The 22,771-nt window shown below is 32.9% G+C and carries 25 protein-coding genes; 21 read left to right on the top strand and 4 right to left on the bottom strand.

Going from position 1 to position 22,771, the window contains the following annotated elements; all coding sequences use genetic code 11:
• Positions 1–107: 107 nt before the first annotated feature.
• The 3 genes from CHB81_RS14275 to CHB81_RS14265 all read left to right on the top strand — a co-directional run bounded on the left by CHB81_RS14275 (position 108) and on the right by CHB81_RS14265 (position 2,296).
• Entirely contained in the window at positions 108–515 is a 408-nt protein-coding gene (locus tag CHB81_RS14275) for a DUF4293 domain-containing protein (protein WP_089352533.1), read from the top strand.
• A 159-nt stretch (positions 516–674) separates the two neighbouring features.
• Complete coding sequence (locus CHB81_RS14270) at positions 675–1,337, top strand: response regulator transcription factor (RefSeq protein ID WP_089352532.1); 663 nt, start codon at positions 675–677, stop codon at positions 1,335–1,337.
• Positions 1,338–1,375: 38 nt separating this feature from the next.
• Positions 1,376–2,296 carry a sensor histidine kinase gene (locus CHB81_RS14265; protein ID WP_089352531.1) on the top strand — a complete coding sequence of 307 codons (921 nt, stop codon included), beginning with the start codon at positions 1,376–1,378 and terminating at the stop codon, positions 2,294–2,296.
• 7 nt (positions 2,297–2,303) lie between these two features.
• On the opposite strand, the gene CHB81_RS14260 is transcribed toward CHB81_RS14265, so the two are convergent.
• On the bottom strand, positions 2,304–2,798 hold the full coding sequence (locus CHB81_RS14260; RefSeq protein ID WP_089352530.1) for a metallophosphoesterase: 495 nt from the start codon (positions 2,796–2,798) through the stop codon (positions 2,304–2,306).
• A gap of 223 nt (positions 2,799–3,021) precedes the next feature.
• Complete coding sequence (locus CHB81_RS14255; protein WP_089352529.1) at positions 3,022–4,938, bottom strand: SPFH domain-containing protein; 1,917 nt, start codon at positions 4,936–4,938, stop codon at positions 3,022–3,024.
• 494 nt (positions 4,939–5,432) lie between these two features.
• Between CHB81_RS14255 and truA the strand changes: the two genes are divergently transcribed.
• From truA to CHB81_RS14220, 6 genes are all read left to right on the top strand, one after another.
• Positions 5,433–6,173, top strand: coding sequence for a tRNA pseudouridine(38-40) synthase TruA (gene truA / locus CHB81_RS14250; protein WP_089352528.1), 741 nt, complete (start codon positions 5,433–5,435; stop codon positions 6,171–6,173).
• Between the two features lie 149 nt (positions 6,174–6,322).
• Positions 6,323–8,077, top strand: a complete 1,755-nt coding sequence (locus CHB81_RS14240) for an ABC transporter ATP-binding protein (RefSeq protein WP_089352526.1) — start codon at positions 6,323–6,325, stop codon at positions 8,075–8,077.
• A 143-nt stretch (positions 8,078–8,220) separates the two neighbouring features.
• Entirely contained in the window at positions 8,221–8,805 is a 585-nt protein-coding gene (locus tag CHB81_RS14235) for an NUMOD4 domain-containing protein (protein ID WP_089352525.1), read from the top strand.
• A 328-nt stretch (positions 8,806–9,133) separates the two neighbouring features.
• Positions 9,134–10,522: a dihydrolipoyl dehydrogenase gene (gene lpdA, locus CHB81_RS14230; protein ID WP_017496030.1), complete on the top strand. Its 1,389-nt coding sequence runs from the start codon at positions 9,134–9,136 to the stop codon at positions 10,520–10,522.
• A 200-nt stretch (positions 10,523–10,722) separates the two neighbouring features.
• Positions 10,723–11,181: a copper resistance protein NlpE gene (locus CHB81_RS14225; RefSeq protein ID WP_089352524.1), complete on the top strand. Its 459-nt coding sequence runs from the start codon at positions 10,723–10,725 to the stop codon at positions 11,179–11,181.
• A 181-nt stretch (positions 11,182–11,362) separates the two neighbouring features.
• Positions 11,363–11,854 (top strand): YgcG family protein, encoded by a 492-nt coding sequence (locus tag CHB81_RS14220; protein ID WP_089352523.1) that lies wholly within the window; start codon positions 11,363–11,365, stop codon positions 11,852–11,854.
• Between the two features lie 116 nt (positions 11,855–11,970).
• On the opposite strand, the gene CHB81_RS14215 is transcribed toward CHB81_RS14220, so the two are convergent.
• Positions 11,971–13,137, bottom strand: coding sequence for a thiol-activated cytolysin family protein (locus CHB81_RS14215; RefSeq protein WP_089352522.1), 1,167 nt, complete (start codon positions 13,135–13,137; stop codon positions 11,971–11,973).
• Between the two features lie 19 nt (positions 13,138–13,156).
• Positions 13,157–13,990: a hypothetical protein gene (locus CHB81_RS14210; protein ID WP_089352521.1), complete on the bottom strand. Its 834-nt coding sequence runs from the start codon at positions 13,988–13,990 to the stop codon at positions 13,157–13,159.
• A 287-nt stretch (positions 13,991–14,277) separates the two neighbouring features.
• On the opposite strand from CHB81_RS14210, the gene CHB81_RS14205 reads away from it, so the two are divergent.
• From CHB81_RS14205 to CHB81_RS14150, 12 genes are all read left to right on the top strand, one after another.
• Positions 14,278–15,177: an arginase family protein gene (locus CHB81_RS14205; RefSeq protein ID WP_089352520.1), complete on the top strand. Its 900-nt coding sequence runs from the start codon at positions 14,278–14,280 to the stop codon at positions 15,175–15,177.
• Positions 15,178–15,297: 120 nt separating this feature from the next.
• A complete protein-coding gene (locus CHB81_RS14200; protein ID WP_089352519.1) occupies positions 15,298–15,975 on the top strand; it encodes a carbonic anhydrase in 678 nt (225 codons plus the stop codon).
• Positions 15,976–16,396: 421 nt separating this feature from the next.
• Positions 16,397–16,786 carry a DUF1801 domain-containing protein gene (locus CHB81_RS14195; protein ID WP_089352518.1) on the top strand — a complete coding sequence of 130 codons (390 nt, stop codon included), beginning with the start codon at positions 16,397–16,399 and terminating at the stop codon, positions 16,784–16,786.
• A 61-nt stretch (positions 16,787–16,847) separates the two neighbouring features.
• Positions 16,848–17,528, top strand: coding sequence for a DUF4919 domain-containing protein (locus tag CHB81_RS14190; protein ID WP_089352517.1), 681 nt, complete (start codon positions 16,848–16,850; stop codon positions 17,526–17,528).
• 9 nt (positions 17,529–17,537) lie between these two features.
• Positions 17,538–17,978: a GNAT family N-acetyltransferase gene (locus CHB81_RS14185; protein ID WP_254921107.1), complete on the top strand. Its 441-nt coding sequence runs from the start codon at positions 17,538–17,540 to the stop codon at positions 17,976–17,978.
• Between the two features lie 15 nt (positions 17,979–17,993).
• Positions 17,994–18,494, top strand: coding sequence for a hypothetical protein (locus CHB81_RS14180; RefSeq protein ID WP_089352516.1), 501 nt, complete (start codon positions 17,994–17,996; stop codon positions 18,492–18,494).
• A 79-nt stretch (positions 18,495–18,573) separates the two neighbouring features.
• Positions 18,574–19,164, top strand: coding sequence for a hypothetical protein (locus CHB81_RS14175; protein ID WP_089352515.1), 591 nt, complete (start codon positions 18,574–18,576; stop codon positions 19,162–19,164).
• Positions 19,165–19,507: 343 nt separating this feature from the next.
• On the top strand, positions 19,508–20,107 hold the full coding sequence (locus tag CHB81_RS14170; protein WP_089352514.1) for an NAD(P)H-dependent oxidoreductase: 600 nt from the start codon (positions 19,508–19,510) through the stop codon (positions 20,105–20,107).
• A complete protein-coding gene (locus tag CHB81_RS14165; protein WP_089352513.1) occupies positions 20,104–20,463 on the top strand; it encodes a DUF4180 domain-containing protein in 360 nt (119 codons plus the stop codon). The genes CHB81_RS14170 and CHB81_RS14165 overlap by 4 nt, the downstream gene beginning before the upstream one ends.
• 35 nt (positions 20,464–20,498) lie before the next feature.
• Positions 20,499–20,960 carry a hypothetical protein gene (locus tag CHB81_RS14160; RefSeq protein ID WP_089352512.1) on the top strand — a complete coding sequence of 154 codons (462 nt, stop codon included), beginning with the start codon at positions 20,499–20,501 and terminating at the stop codon, positions 20,958–20,960.
• A 325-nt stretch (positions 20,961–21,285) separates the two neighbouring features.
• The gene (locus CHB81_RS14155; protein ID WP_089352511.1) at positions 21,286–21,771 is read left to right on the top strand and encodes an SRPBCC domain-containing protein; all 486 of its coding nucleotides are present in this window, start codon (positions 21,286–21,288) and stop codon (positions 21,769–21,771) included.
• A 93-nt stretch (positions 21,772–21,864) separates the two neighbouring features.
• Positions 21,865–22,761, top strand: a complete 897-nt coding sequence (locus CHB81_RS14150) for an NmrA family NAD(P)-binding protein (protein WP_089352510.1) — start codon at positions 21,865–21,867, stop codon at positions 22,759–22,761.
• Positions 22,762–22,771: the final 10 nt, after the last annotated feature.

Below are 22,771 nucleotides of genomic sequence, written 5' to 3'. Positions count from 1 at the left end.
CAGTATGAAGTGCTTACGGTATTATGATGCAATAATACGAATAAAATTTAATCATACAATAGTATTTTAAAAAAAGAAAATATATTTTTGTAAAACAATTTTAGATCATGATACAAAGAATTCAAACTATATATTTACTTCTTGCCTTTTTAGTGACAGGAGTTTTAATGTTTTTTATTCCGCTTTGGACATTAAACGGTAAAGCATTTTATTTTATGCAGGACCAGTTTTATACCATTTTATTAGGTTTAAGTACAATGCTAACTATTGTTAGTATCATTTCATTCAAAAAAAGACAAAATCAGTTTGTGATGAACAGACTGAACATAATATTAAATTTAATTTTATTAGGATTATTTGTATATCGATCTCTAAATTTATCTGGAGAAACTAACGTTTCTGAGAAAGGTATTGGGATGTTTCTACCTATTGTTGCTATCGTATTATTAGTTTTAGCTAATAAGGCCATCAAGAAGGATGAAGATCTCGTAAAATCTGTAGACCGTTTGAGGTAAACCTATAAACTTAATTTTTTTGTGCGAAGAGAACCCGAATTTTATATTCGGGTTTTTTTGTGCCTTTTTTATACCTTATAAAGACATAAACTAATCTTATAAAGGTAATCGCAAAGGATCTTTCCTGTTTAAATTTGCTGCTTATTTCCATGAGTACCAATGACACATAAAACAAGGATCCATCTTGCCGATGATCATCAAGTACTTATTGATGGTTTAACTAACTTATTACGTACAGTCGAAAATTTTGAAGTCGTAGGAAATTCCAAGAATGGTATAACTATTTACGAAGATGTTATAGAAAATAATGCCGATATTTTAGTTTTAGATATAAGTATGCCACAAAAAGATGGTATCGAAGTACTAAAAGAATTTAGTCAAAAAGGATTTCCCTGTAAAGTAATTGTGCTATCTAGTTATGATGACTTAAAAATCATAAAAGAAGTAATGAAATTGGGTGCTAAAGGGTATTTGACTAAAAAATGTGCCGGTGAAAATATCATAGAAGCTATTGCAGCAGTTTTTCAGGGACAGGAGTATTTTTGCAATGCCGTGAGAGAGAAAATATTTAATAGTTTCACTCAAAACAATCCAAAATTAAACAAAAGAATCTATACCGAAAATCACATTTTAAGTCCAAGGGAAATCGAAATTATTACTTTGGTTTCACTTGAATACAGCGGTAAAGAAATCAGCGAGCAACTTTTTATTAGCCCCCATACCGTTGAAACTCACCGAAAAAATATCATGAAAAAATTACAAGTCAAAAGCACAATTGGTCTTGTAAAATATGCGCTAAAAAACAACTTGATCAATCCTTAGCTTTATTCAAAAGAACCCCTCTTAACCACTATTCTTTTATGTTTATTTTCAGAATTTTTACGGCATTTTTGATTTTTATTTCTCTAGATGGGAATTTTGCCTTTAGTCAGCAAAATCAAACCTCTTTAGAATTAGGCATTACATCCGTCGAAATCACCCAAAAAAGCATTACTTCTGAGGCACAAAAATTTAATCAATTGGGCAACAAAAAAGTAATAAGTTTATCTGTTGTACTGGCGATTACCTTATTTTTTCTCTTCTACCTTTATTATCAGAACAATAAATTAAAACAAAAAATCAAACGAAAAGACATCAAGCAAAAAATACTTCTGAATGTTATAAATGCTGGAATCGACACTCAGGAAATCGAGCAAAAAAAAATTGCATCATTTCTACATGACAACATCAATTCGCTATTATCTTCGGCAGGACTGCATTTAAATGCCTTTACGATACAGAACAATTTAAAATCTGAAGAAATTCAGAAAGCAAAAAGTATTTTAGGAGAAGCCCACGATCTTTTGCGCGATATGTCGCATGAGTTGGTTCCTACATTACTGCTCCGTTTTGGTTTAATTTATGCTTTAGAAGATTTGTGCGAAAGAAACTCCAATTCAAGCATTAACTTTGCGTATAAAAGCACAATATCTTCTCAAAAAAGATACACCGAAAAATTTGAAATGAAGCTTTACTTTATTGCAACCGAATTATTCAACAATATTATAAAACATAGTGATGCAAAAAATGCTGAAATTTCATTATCCGAAAAACACAATCTTTTCACAATTATCATTCGCGATGACGGCAAAGGTTTTAAAACTCAAAAACTAAAAGAAGTCGAAGGTTTTGGCTTAAACCGAATTAGGGCAAGAATTAAGAAATATAAAGGAACAATCTCTATTATTTCAAAAGCAAACGAAGGAACCGCCATCAAAATACAAGTTCCGCTACCACATTAAAAGGCAATTATTTTTTACCTATTTCGATAATCTCCAAGTCCTTAATTTTATCATCATCAATTACAAATCTAAGCATTGTACGAACTTGATGAAAACCGCTCTTACCTGCTGCACCAGGATTCATGTGCAATAAATTGTTCTTTTTATCGAAAATCACTTTCAAAATATGCGAATGTCCACAAATGAATAATTTAGGTGGATTTAAAGCTATTTCTTCTCTTATCGCCGGATTATATTTACCCGGATAGCCACCAATATGCGTGATCCAAACGGAAACATTTTCGCATAAAAACCTATTGTGTAATGGGAATTCTAATCTCGCTTGCGCATCATCTATATTTCCGTAAACACAACGCAAAGGTTTTAGTTTTTTTATAGTATCTGTAACATGCAAATCACCAATATCTCCAGCATGCCAAACCTCATCGGCCTGAACTACATATTTTAAAATAGTATCGTCAATATGACTGTGAGTATCGGAAAGCAGGAGGATTTTTTTCATTTTTTTTAGGTACAAAGGCTTAGAGTTGCAAAGGTACAAAGGTTTTTTTTGTAGAGACGCACAGCAGTGCATCTTTCCTGTATTTTTCAAATGCTCTTTTCTATTTTAAACAAAAAAATCCGATCTGCTTTCGCAAATCGGATTTTTGAATTGGATGTTAGATGCACTGCCATGCATCTCTACGTTTTAGATCTAACCTCTAACGTTTCACACCTATAAACAATTATTGTTTTTTAGGACCTTTACCATCTTTAGAATCTTTGGTATCCATCATTTCCATTAGTTTTAATCCCAATAAACCACTGATAGAACCATCAGAGCCAGCATTTCCTGAGATTAAAACATCCGGAATTACTTTGATATTTCCTTTACCAATTTCTTCGGTTACTTTATATCTGGTAAAGTTATCTCCACCCATTGCGCTAACCTGAAGTTGGTACGACTCTGCGGTAGATTTACCAATTGCCATAATTTTCTCTGCTTCCGCCAAACCTGTTTTTGAGATTCTTTCTGCCTCAGCGCTTGCATTTAGTTTTGTAGCTTCTGCCTGTGCTCCTGCTCTTGCTTTTGTAGCTTCAGCTTCTGCATTTGCGCGCATTTTTGTTGCTTCGGCTTCAGCGTTTACATTCAGTTTTAAACTGGTTGCATCTCCTTCTGCTTTTTTAACGGTTGCATCTGCAGTACGCTGTGCAATCTCAACACTTTGCGAGGCACGAACAATTTCTTTTTGCATGTCTGCAATTGCCGTTTCTTTCTCCATTCCCTGACGTTGTTCCTGCGCCATCCTTTGCGTTTGATATGTTTTTTGTTCTTCTTCGGCTAATTTTCTATCTGTCAAAGTTTTCATCAACGAATCTGGCGGAACGATATCTCCAATCAATGTATCAACGGCATTTACATTATACTCATCAAGTACTAACTTAATATGATTTTTAGCTGATTCCTGACGCTCTTTTCTGGTAGACAAGAAAGAAATAACATCGCTGTCTTGTGCCGAGTTTCTAAAATAGTTACCAATTGTAGGTTCTAAAACCTGAGAAACCAAATTGTTCATGCTTCCAAAACGTGCAATTACTTTTGGCGCTTCGGCAGCGGGAACGTGGATAATCTGAGCTACGTCAAGATTAAACGGGAAACCGTCTTTTGAACGAACTGTAATCGTAGAAAGATTTTTATCCAAATTATGAGATTCACTTCTGGCATTTGCCCAGTTTAGAACTAAGTTTGTTGTTGGAACGGCTTCCAGTTTCGTCGTGTATTTATTAAGAGCATATTTTCCTGGTCCCAGCGGTTCCATCCAAACACCACGTTGTCCTTTTGAAACAATATTTCCGTGTTTAAAAGTATCTCCGGTAACGTCTTGTCCGTCTTCTCCAATATATGAAATCACAACACCAACATATCCAATAGGCACATCTGTCATTGGGTTTTGCTCAATCAAGATTGCCCATGTATTAATATAGTACGATCCTGCCAGCATAACTTGTGGCTGTAAACCACGATTTCCGCCTTTGTCCAGAAATTTATCAAAATCCTGAAAGTTATTATGACCTTCAACAAATTTTCCGGCAATTTGTCCTTGCGGAATTGGTTCTCCATCAAGAGCCGTTACGATCCCAATCATGTTCTCGTAAATCTTGATTTGATCTGCAATTACGATTTCAAACAAGAATGTATTAATACGATATGAACCTGTTGTAATAAATGCAGTCTGACGTCCTTTTTGTCCGCCGTTGTTTAAGAAAAAAGTAGCATCCTGAAAATTATCACTGTCTACTTTTCGGGCTAAGATTCGTCCTGTTGGGATTTCCTGTCCGTCTTTACTTAAAACCAATCCAATTTTTCCTTCCGGAATAACCGTAAATCCTGACATATCGATTGAATATTGCCAGATCCACATTCCCCAGTACAAACCCGGGGCAAGCGTTTTTGCCTGATAACCGGCTTCGCCTTTTGTTGCAATAATACGCCCATCCGGAAGCGACTTATCAGCTCCAAACAAAACGAATTTCTTGGTCACTAAACCAATTTTATCCTCAGGAACCATTACCATTCCGAAGAAAACACGCAAAATAAACTTGTAAAAAATAATGGAGAATAAGATTAAAATTATCCACCAGTAAGAAGTAATTTCATTCATAGTTTTGATATATTAGACTACAAACATAGGAGAAATACTTCCTATTAAAATGAAATATTTTCAAAATTAACTTTTGCCAATTTTTCTTAAATAATGTTAAAAAAACCTTCATTTTCTAACGTTAGAATTGTCAATTTCTGACACGATTTTTTGCTGGATAAACTATGATTGGTATTTTGAACGTTAACAGTTTCTGGAAAGGTACAGAGGTACAGAGAGGCAAAGGTTCAAAGGTTTCTTTTGCGCAAAATAGAATTGGCGCATATATTTTTTATCCGGAATGTTAGACATCTCACTATACATCTTTACCACAAAAACCTTTGTCCCTTTGAATCTTTGCTACTTTGAACCTTATAAAGAAAAACCTTTGAACCTTTGCTCCTATGTTTCTTTGAACCTAAAAAAGAAAAACCTCAGAACCTTAGCAACTTAGTACCTCAGCAACTTAAAAAAAACCTTTGTACCTTTGCACCTCAGAACCTCTGCACCTTAAAATGAGATATTTTATTCAATTTGCTTATAACGGAACACATTATCATGGTTGGCAATTTCAGCCTAACGCCTCTTCTGTTCAGGAAACTTTAAACAAAGCACTTTCGGTTTTACTAAACGCTCCTATAAATGTTATGGGTGCCGGACGAACGGATACTGGTGTTCATGCAAGTGAAATGTACGGTCATTTTGATTTTGAAACTCCAATTGACGTTCCGAATTTGGTACACAAATTAAATTCGTATTTACCAAAAGACATTGCAATTTTTAATCTTATCGCCGTTCATGATGACGCTCATTGCAGATTTGATGCGACAAAGCGAACATATGAATATCATATCAACACTGTTAAAAATCCATTTTTGGAGGAATTGAGTTGGTACTTTAATCAAAAATTAGACGTAGCTTTGATGAATGAAGCCGCTAAAATCTTATTGAAAAATACTGATTTTCAATGTTTTTCAAAAGTCAATACAGATGTAAACACATTTGATTGCACGATTTTTGAGGCGTATTGGAAACAAGAAAATAATAAGCTGATTTTTACCATTTCGGCAAATCGTTTTTTACGAAATATGGTTCGCTCTATTGTAGGAACTTTGGTAAATGTTGGGTTGCATAAAATTACTCTGGCTGACGTTGAAAATATCATCGCGAGCAAAAGCAGAGAGAAAGCCGGATTTTCGGTTCCGGCACACGGATTGTATTTAACCGAAATTTATTACGATTACATCATAAAATAGCCCTGATTGAAGTGGAAAGCTTTTTTGAAAAAAATATAGTTTTTGTAATTTTTATGGAGCGACCAACAGAAGCTTTATAAAAATAATACAAAAACATATTTTTGAGAAAAACTTGTAACGAAAAGCAGGAAATAGCTCCTAAAAAATAAATGAAAGCAAAAGCATTTGATACCGGATTATTCAAACGAATTTTAAAATATACTAAACCTTATAAATGGCGCTATTATGGCGTTATTATTTTTGCAGTTTCCCTTTCGATTTTTGCAGCACTTCGACCATATTTATTAAAACAAACGGTCGACGGCTATATCAAAACGCATGACAAACATGGTTTATTGATGTACATTATATTAATGGGCGTGGTTTTATTGTGTGAAGTTTTCTCGCAGTTTTATTTTGTGTTTTGGGCAAACTGGCTTGGACAGGATATTGTAAAGGACATTAGAACTAAGCTTTTCAAACATATTCTGAGCTTTAGAATGAAGTATTTTGATTTGGTTCCGGTTGGACAATTGGTTACCAGATCAGTTTCGGATATTGAATCGATTGCACGTATTTTCAGTCAGGGATTGTTTATGATCATAAGCGATTTGATGAAAATGCTGGTGGTACTTATATTTATGTTTTACATGAACTGGAAACTGACTTGGATTGTAGTTGTTGCAATGCCGATTTTGGTTTATATCACGAGAATTTTTCAGCGTAAAATGCAAGTCGCTTTTGAGGAAGTTCGTACACAAATTGCCAATATGAACTCGTTTGTACAGGAACGTGTTACAGGAATGAAGATTGTACAGCTTTTTAATCGTGAGAAAATCGAAGCCGAAAACTTTAGAGTTATCAACGACAAACACAGAGTTGCGTGGATAAAAACGATTCTGTACAACTCGATATTTTTCCCAATTGCCGATATTATTTCGTCTATTACTTTAGGATTAGTGGTGGTTTATGGCGGATTTAAAATTCTGAACGGAGATCATTTTACCACTTTTGGAGATCTGTTCTCTTACACTATGTTTATAGGTATGTTGTTTAATCCGTTGCGTCAGATTGCGGATAAATTCAATGAGATGCAATTAGGAATGATTGCTGCCAATCGTGTTTTTGATATTATTGATACACAGGATCATATTCAGGATACCGGAACAATTGAAGCACCTATTTTTAATGGAAGTATCGAATTTAAGCAAGTCCGTTTTAGTTATATTCCTGAAGAAGAAGTCATAAAAGGTATTGATTTATCTGTGGATGCAGGACAAACCATAGCAATTGTAGGTTCAACAGGAGCCGGAAAATCGACAATCATTAACTTGCTGAATCGTTTTTACGAAATCAATAGCGGAACTATTTTTATTGACGGTCATAATATTGAGAACTATACTTTAGCTTCTTTACGAAAACAAATTGCGGTGGTTTTGCAAGATGTATTTTTGTTTGCCGATACGATTTACAACAATATAACTTTGCACAATCCTGAGATTACTCGTGAACAGGTTTTGAATGCTGCCAAAAAAATTGGCGTGCACGATTTTATTATGAGTCTGCCTGATAATTATGATTTTGATGTAAAAGAACGCGGTGTAATGCTTTCGTCAGGGCAAAGACAATTGATCGCCTTTTTACGTTCATACGTTAGTAATCCAAGTATTTTGATTTTGGATGAAGCAACTTCTTCGATTGACACTTATTCTGAAGAATTGATTCAGCGTGCAACAGAAACAATTACGAAAGGCAGAACTTCTATTATTATTGCACATAGATTGGCAACAATTGTAAATGCTGATAAAATTGTGGTGATGGACAAAGGTTTGATTGTAGAACAGGGAACACATCAGGAATTACTGAATAAAGTCGACGGATACTATAAAAATCTCTACGACTCTCAATTTTCGGTCGCTAACTAGGTTTTCAAATGCTAAAAAAGTTCTTAAAAAAGTTAAATTAGCGTTATAAGAATCATAAATGTGGCAGTTCAGAACCAGCAGGATAGCTGTCTTTTTTGATGGATTCTTTATCTTTGAGAAACAGAAATCAAATGTAAAAGAAAATGCCACAAAACAGATTTTATCCCAACGAACAATTCAAAGAATTAGAAATAAATGCTTCATTACAATTGCGTTATGCCATTTCAAACAGAGGCCGATTAATAAGCTTTACTGATGAAATTGAAAACGGCCGTCTCTTGAAAGGCGGATTAAGTGATGGATACCCAACTTTTAGATTTAAGGTAAAAAAAGACGACAAAATTGTCAACAAATATCTTTTTTTATACAAATTAGTTGCCCAGTATTTTATTCCGAAACAATCAGAAGAACAAACCTACGTACTGCATCTGGATTACAATAGAAGTAATGATGATGAAAAAAACCTGCGTTGGGCAACAAAAGCCGAAATGATGGAACACAGCCGCAAAAGCCCGCGTGTGATTCAGGCAAAGAAGAATCTGATCGAACACAACTTAAAAGCCGACGGACGAAAATTGACCACTACAAAAGTTATGCTGATCAAGAAAATTCTTGCTCGTCCGGAACAAAAAACTCGTCTAAAAATGATCGCAAAACAATTTGGCGTAAGCGAAATGCAGATCAGACGAATTGCCAGCGGAGAAAACTGGGGACACGTTAAAGTTTAATTATTAATTGATGATTGATGTCACTCTGAGCGAAGTCGAAGAGCTTTTCAGCAAGAAAGGTTCTTCGACTTTGTTTATTTTGGCAAACTCTTCAATTTTGAAATTTAGTGTCTCAATATCAATTTACAATCAATAATTCACAATTTACAATTAACAATTTGCTCTATCTCTGTGAAAAGATCAAAATGAGTATGGGTAAAAATAAAATTTCAAGTGTTTTTTAAAATAATTCCTTAAATTCGCAATCACAAATAACAAAAGAATAAATCGGAGAATGAGTTTCGGAATTAAACCTCATTTTCGGTATTAAATACTAAAAACCAAAAAAATGAAATACGACGTTATTGTTTTAGGAAGTGGTCCTGGCGGATATGTAACAGCTATTAGAGCTTCACAATTAGGCTTTAAAGTAGCTGTAGTTGAAAAAGAAAACCTTGGTGGTGTATGTTTAAACTGGGGATGTATCCCAACAAAAGCATTATTAAAATCAGCTCAGGTTTTTGATTACTTAAAACACGCTTCTGACTACGGATTGAAAGTTTCTGAATTTGATAAAGATTTCCCAGCAGTAGTACAACGTAGCCGTGGTGTTGCTGAAGGAATGAGCAAAGGAGTTCAATTCTTGATGAAAAAAAACAAAATTGACGTTATTGAAGGTTTTGGAAAACTAAAACCAGGAAAAAAACTTGACGTTACAGATAAAGATAACAAAGTTACTGAATATAGCGCTGACCATATTATTATTGCTACAGGTGCTCGTTCTCGTGAGTTACCAAACTTACCTCAGGATGGCGTAAAAGTTATTGGTTACCGTCAGGCGATGACATTACCAACACAACCAAAATCTATGATCATTGTAGGTTCTGGAGCAATTGGAGTTGAGTTTGCTCACTTTTATAACTCAATGGGAACTGATGTTACTATTGTAGAATTTATGCCAAACGTTGTTCCTGTAGAAGACGAAGATATCTCAAAACAATTTGAGCGTTCTTTGAAAAAAGCAGGAATTAAAGTAATGACTAACTCATCTGTTGAGCGTATTGACACAACTGGTGCAGGAGTAAAAGCATTTGTTAAAACGGCAAAAGGTGAAGAAGTTCTTGAAGCTGACATCGTACTTTCGGCAGTTGGAATCAAAACAAACATTGAAAACATAGGTTTAGAAGAAGTTGGAATCGCTGTTGACAGAGATAAAATCTTAGTAAACGCTTACAACGCAACAAATATCCCTGGATACTACGCAATTGGAGACGTTACTCCAGGACAAGCTTTAGCTCACGTAGCTTCTGCTGAAGGAATTAACTGTGTTGAAAAAATTGCTGGTTTACACGTAGACCCAATCGATTACGGAAACGTTCCTGGTTGTACTTATGCAACTCCAGAAATTGCTTCTGTAGGTTTAACAGAAAAACAAGCTAAAGAAAAAGGATACGAATTAAAAATTGGTAAATTCCCATTCTCAGCTTCAGGAAAAGCTAAAGCTGCCGGAACTCCAGACGGATTCGTAAAAGTAATCTTCGATGCTAAATACGGAGAATGGTTAGGATGCCACATGATTGGTGCTGGCGTTACAGATATGATTGCTGAAGCAGTTGTAGCTCGTAAACTAGAAACTACAGGTCATGAAATCCTTAAATCTATTCACCCTCACCCAACAATGAGTGAGGCTGTTATGGAAGCTGTGGCTGATGCTTACGGCGAAGTAATTCACTTGTAATACAAAACCGTCTTTCGGTTACATATAATTTTCAATTTAAGAAATCCGATTTGTGAAAACAAGTCGGATTTTTTATTCCATATTAAAAAATATAATTATAACAAAAATATAAAAACCTCACTACAGAAAAGTAATAAAAAAGCTACTTTTACGTTGTTATGTAATATATAAATTTACTTAATCTAACACAACTCAACAAAATGAAAAAGCAAATCGTAACACTAATAATGGCAGGGCTATTAATGGCGAGCTGTAAAGATAAAAACGCCAAAAAACAAGAAACAGTTACGCAAGAAAAAGAGGTAACTCATGATGAACATACATCTCAAAATTCATTAGATTGGGCAGGTACCTATAAAGGAATCTTACCATGTGCAGATTGTGAAGGAATAGAACAGGAAATAACAATAAATGAAGATGAAACTTTTTCTATAAAAAAAACTTATCTAGGCAAAACAAAAGATAATAAGTTTACTGATGCAGGAACCATTACATGGAATAAAGAAGGAAACACAATCACGACTATAACTAAAGATAAGAGTAAAACAACATCTTACTTTGTTGGAGAAAGAAAATTAATACAGCTTGATAAGCACAATAAAGAAATTACCGGTCCTCTTGCTAAAAATTATATTCTAAACCAAACAGAAGCCAAATAAACTATTCTTTTTATAAAGAATCATTAATCATGTTTCTAAAATATTTAAAATCCGATTTGTGAAAGCAAGTCGGATTTTTTTATACAATTCCATAAAAATAAATATTTAATTATGGTAACAATCGGAAAGCTGATTTTTAATAATAAAGCACTAATTTTGCAGCGCCCAAAACAAATTTGCCATGAAAAAAATAATGTTCTTTTTTGCCATTTCTCTTTTTTTATCCCACAACCTAATTGCCCAAACAAAAATCGAATCACAAAATAATTTTGCAAAATCATATACTTATGTAAATGATTTCGAAAAAATTCTTACTTCTGATCAAATCAAAACGTTAAATGATTTTTTAAAATCAAGCGAAACAAAAAGCAAAAATAAAATCGTAATCGTAACAACACCTTCTATCGCTCCATATACTGATCTAACCGATTATTCATTAGACTTAGATCGATATTTGATCTCTAAATTAAATATTGACACCACAGTTTTAATTGTAATTAGCAAACAGTTAAGACAAATTAGAGTTCAGGGAACTGATAAAACGCACTCTAAAATGACCGATCAGGAAATAAAAGACATCGTATCTGCTTATGTAATTCCCGAATTAAAAAAAGGCGATTATTACCAAGGTCTGCTTGAAGGTTCACGCCAGCTTATCAAGAAACTGGAATAAAAAATATAGCAAACCAAAAAAATCCGACTTGTTTTCACAAATTGGATTTTTTTTATTGTCCATTTTTAACATTAACAAAGTCTATAAAAAAGTATTTTCTATAGTAAGTTTTTTTCTTAGTTGGCCTTTAATTCTTTAAATTGTTCTGTGTACATGTCTTTTACTTCTACTTCTGTATTGTCTTTTAACCTACGTATTTTGTATGATATGGGAGCCGATGAAGAAACTAAGTCATTTGGAGTAGGTGCTTGCAAGAAATTCACGAAACTATTGTAATCAGTAACTTTTCCTCCTAATGCTAAAGGACCTCCAACAATCATTACTTTTACTTTATTTTGCGCAAATAATTTTTTAAACTCTTCAGAATAGTTTACATCCACACCAATATCAACTACTTTTAGTGCCACACCTACTGATGCTTTAACCATCGTACTATTATAAGATTCATCTTTAGCTGTTTCAATCAGTATATAAGCAACTCTACCATAATCTACATTACTAACATATACGGGTTCATGAGTTCCAAAATTGTTGCTACTAATTTCTCCATCTATCCAATCTTTAGAATATTTTGGATCAATAGTCATACTATACAAACGCTGTCTTACTTTTACCATTACATAAGACTTGGTATTTGTTGAACCGCTATTTTGTGTATAACCAAAATTTACTTTTACTAAACCTCCTAATACATTTACATTTAAATGAGCATCAAGTGCTTTTTTAAAACTATTCTCTGTGGTAATCTCGTCACTTTGATATTCATAGTAAGTTGGAATTGCTTCGTAATCAATAAAACTTTTATTTTTATTGACTAAACCATTAATTGTATTTCTTACTTCACTAGGAATAGGTAAAGTATTTGCACTAACTAATAAATCTCCTCTTAAAGACATTGATAAAGTAACAGGTTTGAAGGCATTCTTTAGCACCAACGGATCATAAGTTGCATTCATAAAACTTGAACCACGCAAAATACTTCCGGGGTAAATAACATCCAGATTTGCCTCATTTATAATAGACAAGGGAGAAAGCGTTGTTTGTTTCTCTACTTCAGTCAGGTAAACATATTCGTTATTACCAGTCGTAGGGTTAAGTTCTTGCACACCTGTTTTTTTTGAACTTAATACATTATCTGGTTTATCGGCAAAAACTACAGGTTTTAAACTGTCCAAAGTAACATTGGCATCATTATTTTTGTTATCATCGCTACTGCAAGAAGTAAATAATGTGGCGCTAATAGCTAAAGCTAAAATAGCTGTTTTCTTCATTTGGTCTTTCATGTTTGATTTGTTTAAATTATTATTTCTGTTTAATATTCAAATTGTTATATGAGATGATATTATCAGGCTCATGATTTCTTTTTTGCGTCACTTTAAGCTCAGACAATATCCAGCTAGGCACTACTTGTGCGCCTTTTTCGGTATTGACTTTTTCACTAAATGTTAATACCTCTTTAATAGAAATGTTTCCGTTATAATTTTTATAATTATAAAGTGCTATATAGCTATTCTGTTTAGACTCACTGTTTGTTAAGTATGTGTCGTTACTCTGATCACCGTCATCTACAGTGAATTCATAAAAACGACTGTGCTTCGAACTAGAAAACATCGTAGAATTATCTGTTTGTATATTTCTGGTATAAACATCTATTTTTACCGCCGAAAACAACATTTCCTGCGTCGATCCCGCAACGTACTTGTTCGATTTCATTTTGCGAAGTTCATACTGCTGCACAAAGTTTCCAGGTTTCAAAATCGCAACAAAAAATGAAGAATTTGCATTCTTAAGGATAATACTATCACGCACAACTTTAGTAATAATGCTGTCTTTTAAAGATTCTGGAAGAGTTTTTACTTCTTCCATAAAATTGTAATCAATTTTATTCTGCTGATGTTTGGTCACATCTGCTGTTATTGGTTTTAGTACATACACTGTACCATTAGACGAATCGAAATTTTTGATTTTAATATCAAATTTTAAAGTTTCACCAACCTGAATATTATTCCAAACTGATCGTTCGATATTCTTAGACAAAGTAAAGTTGGCTTCATTTTGCTGAACAGTTTGTGATGAACTATTTTCTTCACTGCAAGAAGTAAATGCTACAAGGATAAAAAGAAAGTATTTTCTCATATTTTTTCTTCCAAAACTATCCCTTTACTATACCGTTTTCGTACACCATAAGTTTTTAAACTAATAGAATAAGCTTTATTTTTTTGAGATACTTGAAATACAGATATTTTGAAAATGCTTTTTTAGACTAAAAAGGACCATTACACATTAATGACTTTATTTTCAATATCAAGCTATGATTTTTGATAAACAAAATGAGCATATTCAAAACAAATCGTTTTATGTAATGACCAAAAAAACGTAGTCAAACTTTTATTTTCATAACTTTACATCAAAACAACATCATAATGAAAGAAATATGTATTGTTGAGTTTCCGTCTAATTTAGGTCTGAAAGAACCTCAACCTGGAAGAGAACCTGGCGTAAAAAAATTACCGGATTGGTTATGGAAACATAATTTACATAAAAACATACCTAATCAAAATATTCTAAGACTCGATCCACCTAAATACTCCAATATTAGAGAGATCGAAACTAACATTCTCAATTCAAATTCTCTAGTCGATTATTCCAGAGAACAAGCCTATTTAATCAACAATTTATTGAGCCAAAACAAATTTCCTTTTGTACTTGGCGGCGATTGTAGTATTCTTTTAGGGGCAGCGATTGCTTTAAAACAAAAAGGCAATTATGGATTATTTTATCTTGACGGACATACTGATTTTATGGATGTTTCCCTTTCAGAAACTGGCGGAGTTGGTGGAATGGCAGCCTCTATAGTAACCGGAAACGGACCAGAAAAGCTAACAAATATCCTAAATTTATCGCCTTATATAAAACAAGAAAACCTTTGGTGTGTAGGCAATCGCGAATATGATGATGAATACGAAAATGAAATCAGAAATTCTTCAGCAACCTATATAAGTCTTCAAACCCTTCGAAAACAAGGTGTCATAAACACCATACAATCATTTCTCTCAGAAATCGAAAGCAAAAATCTCGATGGTTTCTGGCTTCATATTGATATCGATGTTTTAAACGATTCTATAATGCCATGCGTAGACAGCCGTACGCCAGATGGTTTAACTTATGCTGAATTTAATGAACTTACCTCCTATTTATTTCAAAGTAAAAAATTAAGCGGACTCGAAATAACAATTCTCGATCCGGATTTAGACCCAACCGGACAATACACAAGAGATTTTGTAACAAATATTACCACGACTTTCAACTCCTTTAAAAATTAGATTTATCTGATATAAAAAAAACTTCTGGTGGCGGATTTATGCTTAAAAGCGAAATAATTTTGCACAGTTCTTTTAAATAAAAAAGAACATCAAAAACATTTTAATTTTAAAATCCACATCATGAAAACAAAAATAGCAATACTGGCGCTTATCGCATTTTCAGTACTTGGTTGTAAAAGACACCACGAACAAAAAAATAGTACTACACAAGCAAACAAAAATCTAACTTGCCTGGAACAACTAACAGAAGGTAACAAACGATTCTTAGACGAAAAATCAATTCACCCGCATCAAAATAAACAAACCGTTTTAGCGAATCAAGACGGACAAAAACCCTTCGCAATTGTAATTACTTGTTCAGACAGCAGAGTTTCACCAGAAATTGTATTCGATCAGGGACTCGGAGATTTATTTGTGATTCGTAATGCCGGAAATTTAATTTCTAATATCGACATGGGAAGTATCGAATATGCCGTAGAACACCTCGATGCAAAATTAATTGTTGTTTTAGGACACACCGAATGTGGCGCCGTAAAAGCCTATATTAATGATAAAGACGGAGCCTACAAAAAACATTTTACTCATATTGACGACATAGTCGAAACCATTTCGAAAGAAAAAGAAGAGATCGACGCAGATAAAACCACTCCCAAAGCAACCAATTATTTAGGAGCAATTAATGCTAATATCATACATTCGACAAAATTAATTCAGGACAATCCTATCATAAAAGAACACAAAGTTCAAATTGTTTCTATGCGCTACGACGTACATACCGGAAAAACGACACAATTATAAGCAATTTAAAATATCAAAATCCGATTTGTGAAAACAAGTCGGATTTTTTTATTTGGGCATGCCCCTCCGGGTAATGTCATTAAGTTAAGCTTTTAGAAAATAAAATTATTGCAAATCAAATCCGTTTTTATCCGCATCAAAATTAGACACTGTTTTTACTGATTCTCTAAAGCGAAAACGCTGATAAAAACGGATTTTTCTAATTACTTTCTTGATTAAATTGTTAAGCAATTTTATAAATTTCCCCTTAACTTAACGACATTCACTACTATCCCTCACGCAAACAAACATTTCTATAAAAACATTCCTTTTTCAGATGAAATTTTCTTGATAAAAAAGATTATTTTAGCTACAACAATAACTTCAAAAAAACCAACAAAGTTGTTTCGTAATTCTAAAGCAAATAAAAAAGCTCATTATCATGAATACAGCCATACAAGACTATAACAATTTGCAAAGTAGTTCAGACAAGGAAATCTGTGATCAGTTGGTAATTATAATCAACGAGAATTTACCAGATTCCGAAAACAAAATCTGGCATGCACATCCTGTTTGGTTTCTCGACGGAAATCCAATTGTGGGTTACAGCAAACTAAAAAATTGTATTCGGTTATTATTCTGGAGCGGACAATCCTTTAACGAAGAAAAACTTGCAAATGAAGGTTCTTTCCAAGCTTCTGAAATTCGTTATACAACTCCAGAGCAAATAAATCCAGAAGACTTAAAACGCTGGCTAAAAAAAGCAACAGAAATACAATGGGATTATAAAAACCTCGTTAAACGCAAAGGAATTTTAGAAAGATTAAAATAAAAATCCATTTTAAACCACAATAATACTTACCTTATTTCAATCAAAATCTAAAACCAAAACCATGATTAGAAAAATTTTACTCCTCACAGTATTATTAGTAACAATCACGTCTTTTTCACAAGAAGCCAGTTTTAAAGCACCTGATTATAAGGCAATCGAAAAAGCAATTAAAGACAAGAAATCCCCTTTTTATTATCCCAAATTAATGGAACGATTTGTCAGCAACGATACACTTTTGACCACAGATGATTATCAGCATTTATATCTTGGTTATGTTTTTCAACCCAAATACAACGCATTCTGGAAATCTCCTGACGAAGAAAAACTTCATGAATTTTATAGCAAAGAAAAACTCGAAACCCAAGACTATGACGAAATCATAAAACTTGCCAATCATTCCCTAACCGATTTCCCTTTTGATTTAAGACAACTCAATTTCCTTACTTATGTTTATCACCTAAAAGGAGACAGTAAATCATCTGATATGACTTCTTTAAAATTTCATAATATCATGAACGCCATTTTTTCAACCGGAGACGGAAAACAATGCGAAACCGGTTTTCATATTATATTAGTCGAACATGAATATGTAATGCTAAATGTTTTCGATATTGAATCTAAATCTCAATCCCTCGTTGGTAATTGTGATTATTTAAGTTTCGAAAAAGGAAAATATAATGTTGATGGTATTTATTTTAACATCGAAAAAATGCTCGAAAACGAATCTAAATCCTTAAAATAGAAAACTGTTTTGCATCAGATAAAAATAATACCAATTCGAAAAAGTGACTACGAATCTTTAAGAAACTTATTTCTAAAAGAAAGACAAAACACCTTTCATTGGCTTAATCCCGTAGAATTTCAGTTAAAAGATTTTGATCGTTATACAAAAGGAGAAATTATTCTAGTGGCTATTATTGATAATATTCCGGTAGGTTTTATTTCAGTTTGGATGAAAGATAATTTTATACATCATCTGTATATTGATCAAAACCATCAGGAAAAAGGCATTGGAACACAATTACTAAAAGCAGCAATCAAAAAAACTAAACTTCCCATTACTTTAAAATGCCTTGAAAACAACACAAAAGCTGTTGAATTTTACCTTAGAAAAGGCTTCTTTGCAGTAGAAAGAGGACAATCTGAACATGGAGCATATATATTATTTGAATTATTAAAAAACATTGACTAACAACCAAAATAAAAAATGAATACACAAACTACAATTCTTCTAATTGGTCTACTACTTATTTTAATTTCCATATTTTCCTCTTATCGAAAAACTCAAAAAAATAAAAACTTACAAACATTAAATCCAAATGAGTTAATACCGGGACCAATTGTTCACGAGCAGCTAACTAACGAGCAGATTGAAAAAATAAAAAAAATCCAATCTACTTTTTCAGATGTTTATCCTATATCTTTAGAAGATAGCATTACGAATTTTAAGAGAGATAGAAACCCTGATAATGAAATCAGGATTTGGTTTAATATGATGCAAGCTTATGAAAAATTTCTCTCTAAAAATCTGGAAATTACTCTAGAAAAGAAATCTGAAGTTTTCAAATTAATTTTATCCCGTTCTATGATGGATGAAAATAAAGTACGAAGTCAAACTGAATGTAAAATATTAACTGAAAATGAAATGAATGAAATCTTTGAGTACTATACATTTGAATCCAAACCAATAATAACAGCAAAGGAATAAATTATATCGTAAGATTTTTAACCTCAGATAGTACTTTAAAAAAATCAAATAACCAATAAAAAACAAACCAAAACCCCAAATGAAACCAATTACAAAAAAAGACATTGACAAACCAATTGGAGGCTTATTCTTCATGATTATTAACACTGCAATCTGGGCTTTTATAGCCGAGTATTATCTTGAAAATAAAGATTACAGACTTATTGGCATTCTCTTAGGCTTTATCATTACAGCCTTTTTATATTTCTATTTTACATTTACCAAAGCTCAAAAAACGCTGGCCGAAAGTATTGAAGAAAAAACTGCCGAAGAAAAAAGTAAGGAAAAATGGTTCTTAATCATCTTTGGTTTAGAAGGTTTAGGGATACTTGTTGCCAAGAATGTTTTAATGAACATAAATCACGACGAATTATTTATTGCATTTTTTGCTTTAGTTGTAGGATTGCATTTTTTTCCGTTAGCCAAAATATTCAACCGTACTTTTGATTATTATATGGGAGCCTGGACTTGCCTATTTGCCTTAATTGGTATTTATTTAATAACGCAAAAAACTATAACGGTAAATCTTGCAAATGTAGTGGTTAGTTTAGGCTGCTCAATTGCAACTATTTCTTATGGCGTTAGAATGATTAATGAAGGCAGAAAGTTGTTGCAAATACAAACCAAATAAGAGAACCATAAATGAGTTTGGTTTTATAAACACTCCAACTAAAAGTTTTTTTGAATGAGAGATTTCTGGTATAGCCCCGAATGAAACGATATCCTTTTTATCCGCTTTATACGGATGAAAAGATTTAGTGTAAAGCGGGACAAAAGGTCTTATTGTTTTTTTTTATGCTCCTAAAAAAAACTCCTGCTTTTATTGAATTTGATTTTTGTTTAGGAGGAATCTTTAGAAATTTTCATTTAAAAAGTCATAACATAGTCTTAGATTTAATTCGTACTTTAGTAGTAGACAAAACATTACGTTCTCTGTTTTAGTTTTATTCCTTTCTAAACTTAAAACCATACCAATGAATATCTTAATCGTTTATAGCCATCCGAGCAAAAAATCCTATACTTTTCAGGTTTTAGAACGTTTGAAATCTATCTTGGGAAAGCAAAACTGGAACATTGAAGTTTCTGATTTATACCAAATGAATTTTCAGAGCGATATGTCTGAAGAGGAATATGAAAGAGAAGGTTTTGCCAAAACTGATCTCCCAATTTCTAAAGACGTCTTGGCAGAGCAAGAAAAAATCGAAAAAGCCGATTCTATTATTTTTCTATATCCGGTTTGGTGGAGCGATTGTCCGGCAAAACTAAAAGGTTGGTTTGATCGGGTTTATTCCGTTGGATATGCTTACGGACAAAATGAAACTTCTAAAGAGATGAAAACAATTCCGGTAGGCCTCGCAATTTGTACAGCAGGACATCCAAATGAGTTTCTGGAAGAAATAGAAATGGCGCAAAGTATGCAAACCATTATGTTGGAAGATCGTCTGGGAAAACGATTTGAAAATAAAGAAATGATAATTTTGGGTGGAACTCTGGAATTGGAAAAAGTTATGGAAAAACATTTTTCGCAACTTGATACTGTTGTAGAGAAAATAAAAAATTACTTATTGAAATGAAAATAAAAACGCATACGGTAAACAATACAAGAATTGCCGAAGTAATTGCCGAAAATAGCATAATTGAATCTATTGAAGATGGTTTTCAATTAGTTGCCGATATTTATTATCAGGACTTTGATGGAATTGTACTTTATGAGAAAAATATAACACCTCTTTTCTTTAATTTAAAAAACGGAATTGCGGGCGAAATACTTCAAAAATTTTCGAACTTTCGCGTGCGTTTGGCAATAATTGGTGATTTTGAAAAATATGAAAGTAAAAGTATCAAAGATTTTATTTTTGAAAGCAATAAAAATCTTCAAATCAACTTTGTAAATAGTTTAGAAGAAGGTTTACGAAGACTTTCTAATTAGCGAGATCATAAAAAGCCAATAAATATTAACTTATAATGAATATTAAAAAAATTAAAGTTTATCACTTATTCTGGATTGTTACGATTCTAATTTTATTGATTGGATTATCTGAAATCAACAATCCTGACAATACATTTGACATTAATATTCATGATACCTATTTTATTGTACCTCATTTTTATGCAACAGTTGTAATGTTTTTATTTTACTTTACATTGGGGCTTGGATATTGGTTGGTTCAAAAAGTATACAAGAAACAACTTGTAAAATCTTTAACTTTAATTCATTCAGTTATTTTGATTGGGAGTTTTATCTTTTATTGGATCATTCTCTTTTATTGCAAATTATTATTAACAGATCCTTTTGCTCCTCTTACTTCTAACAACCTAATTAATATAACTTTAGCTCTTGAGTTGTTACTTATTGTTTTTATTGGAATACCAATTTATATCGTTAATTTATTAATTGGATTGTTTAGAAAAAGTTATATCTCTTGATTTTTTAGAATAGTTGTTTCAGTACCTCGAAATGACCTTGCTCCCTTCTTTATCATTTCGACCGAAGGGAGAAATCACACAAGTAACTATACAAAGATTGTACTTTTTCTTCGCGTAATTTCTAAGCCTCACAGAAATGACAAAATTGGGCACAAAAGCTAAATTACAGATTCCAACAATCTAAAATCTAAAGTCTAAAATCTAAAATTCTAAAACTCTAAAACTCTGTCTGAAATCCCCCTTACAATTGTCTTCTTAACACCCTAACATTCTGATCATTAAAAAGTAACTTTGTTATTATACTAATCTATAAAAACAATTAATTATGAGTGCTTTAGATTTTACCACAACTCTAATTGTAGACCATTCTCCTCAAGAAGTTTTTAATGCCATTACCAATGTTCGTGGTTGGTGGTCAGAACAAATTGAAGGTCCTACAGCCAAACTTAACGACGAATTTAACTATCATTACGAAGATATTCACCGCTGCAAAATAAAATTAATTGAGGTGATTCCCAATCAGAAAATTGTTTGGCTCGTTGAGGAAAACTATTTCAAGTTTACCGAAGATGAGACTGAATGGACTGGTACTAAACCTACGTTCGAAATCTCTGAAAAAGATGGGAAAACAGAACTTCGCTTTACACATGTTGGTTTAGTTCCGGAATATGAATGTTTTGACATTTGTAGAGATTCCTGGACAACTTATATTCAGAAAAGCCTAAAAAACTTAATTGCAACCGGAAAAGGAAATCCAAACGGAAAAGACAAACCTCAAACAGAAAATGAAAGAAAACTATCGGCCAAATAACGATAATCTTATTTTAGACTAAGACAATCGTAGATTTGGCTAAAGCTATTGCTTTGTTGTTGCGCAACTTTGTATCAACAAAAAAATAGAACGATGAAAATTATAATTACAGGTTCTTTAGGGAACATTAGCAAGCCACTGGCTACAGAATTAGCACAAAAAGGACATCAGGTCACTATAATTACCCGTGACGCCGGAAAACAAAAAGAAATTGAAAAGTTAGGCGCAAAAGCGGCAATTGGATCTGTAGAAGATGCAGCATTTCTGACGCAATCTTTTACAGGGGCAGATGCCGTTTATTGTATGATTCCGCGAGCCAATTATTTTGACCCTAATCTTGATTTGGATGCTTTTACGCGTAAAATTGGAAACAGTTATGCAGAAGCTATCAAAAATTCGGGTGTGAAACGTGTTGTTTTTCTAAGTAGTGTTGGTGCCCATTTAGAGAAAAATTCAGGAATAATTCAGCGTTACAATGAGATCGAAAGTGTTTTGAACAAACTTTCAGATGTTGCAATTACCTTTATGCGTCCAACTTCTTTCTTTTATAATCTATTAGCCTATATTCCGGTTATAAAAAATCACGGCTTTATTGCTGCAAATTATGGCGCTGACAGAATGATTCCGTGGGTTTCTCCAAATGATATTGCCGAAGCTATTGCAGACGAAATCACAACTCCGCTTGACGGAAAAAAAATTCGTTATGTAGGAAGCGAAGAATTAACAGGTCATGAAACCGCTCAAATCATAGGCAACGCGATTGGAAAACCTGATTTAAAATGGGTTTTAACAACAGATCAGGAAACTCTGGACGGTTTGGTAAATGTTGGAATACAGCCAAAAATTGCTGCAGGTTTGGTTGAGATGTATGCTGGACTTTATAACGGTACACTTGCCGAAGACTACTATCAAAACAGACCTGCCATAATGGGAAAAACAAAACTGGCTGAATATGCAAAAGAATTTGCTGCTCTGTATAATCAAAATTAAGTAACTTGTA

The organism is Flavobacterium sp. ov086 (genome assembly GCF_900187965.1).
In the GTDB taxonomy this organism is placed as follows: Bacteria; Bacteroidota; Bacteroidia; order Flavobacteriales; family Flavobacteriaceae; genus Flavobacterium.
This window is presented reverse-complemented; position numbering and strand designations above follow the sequence as displayed.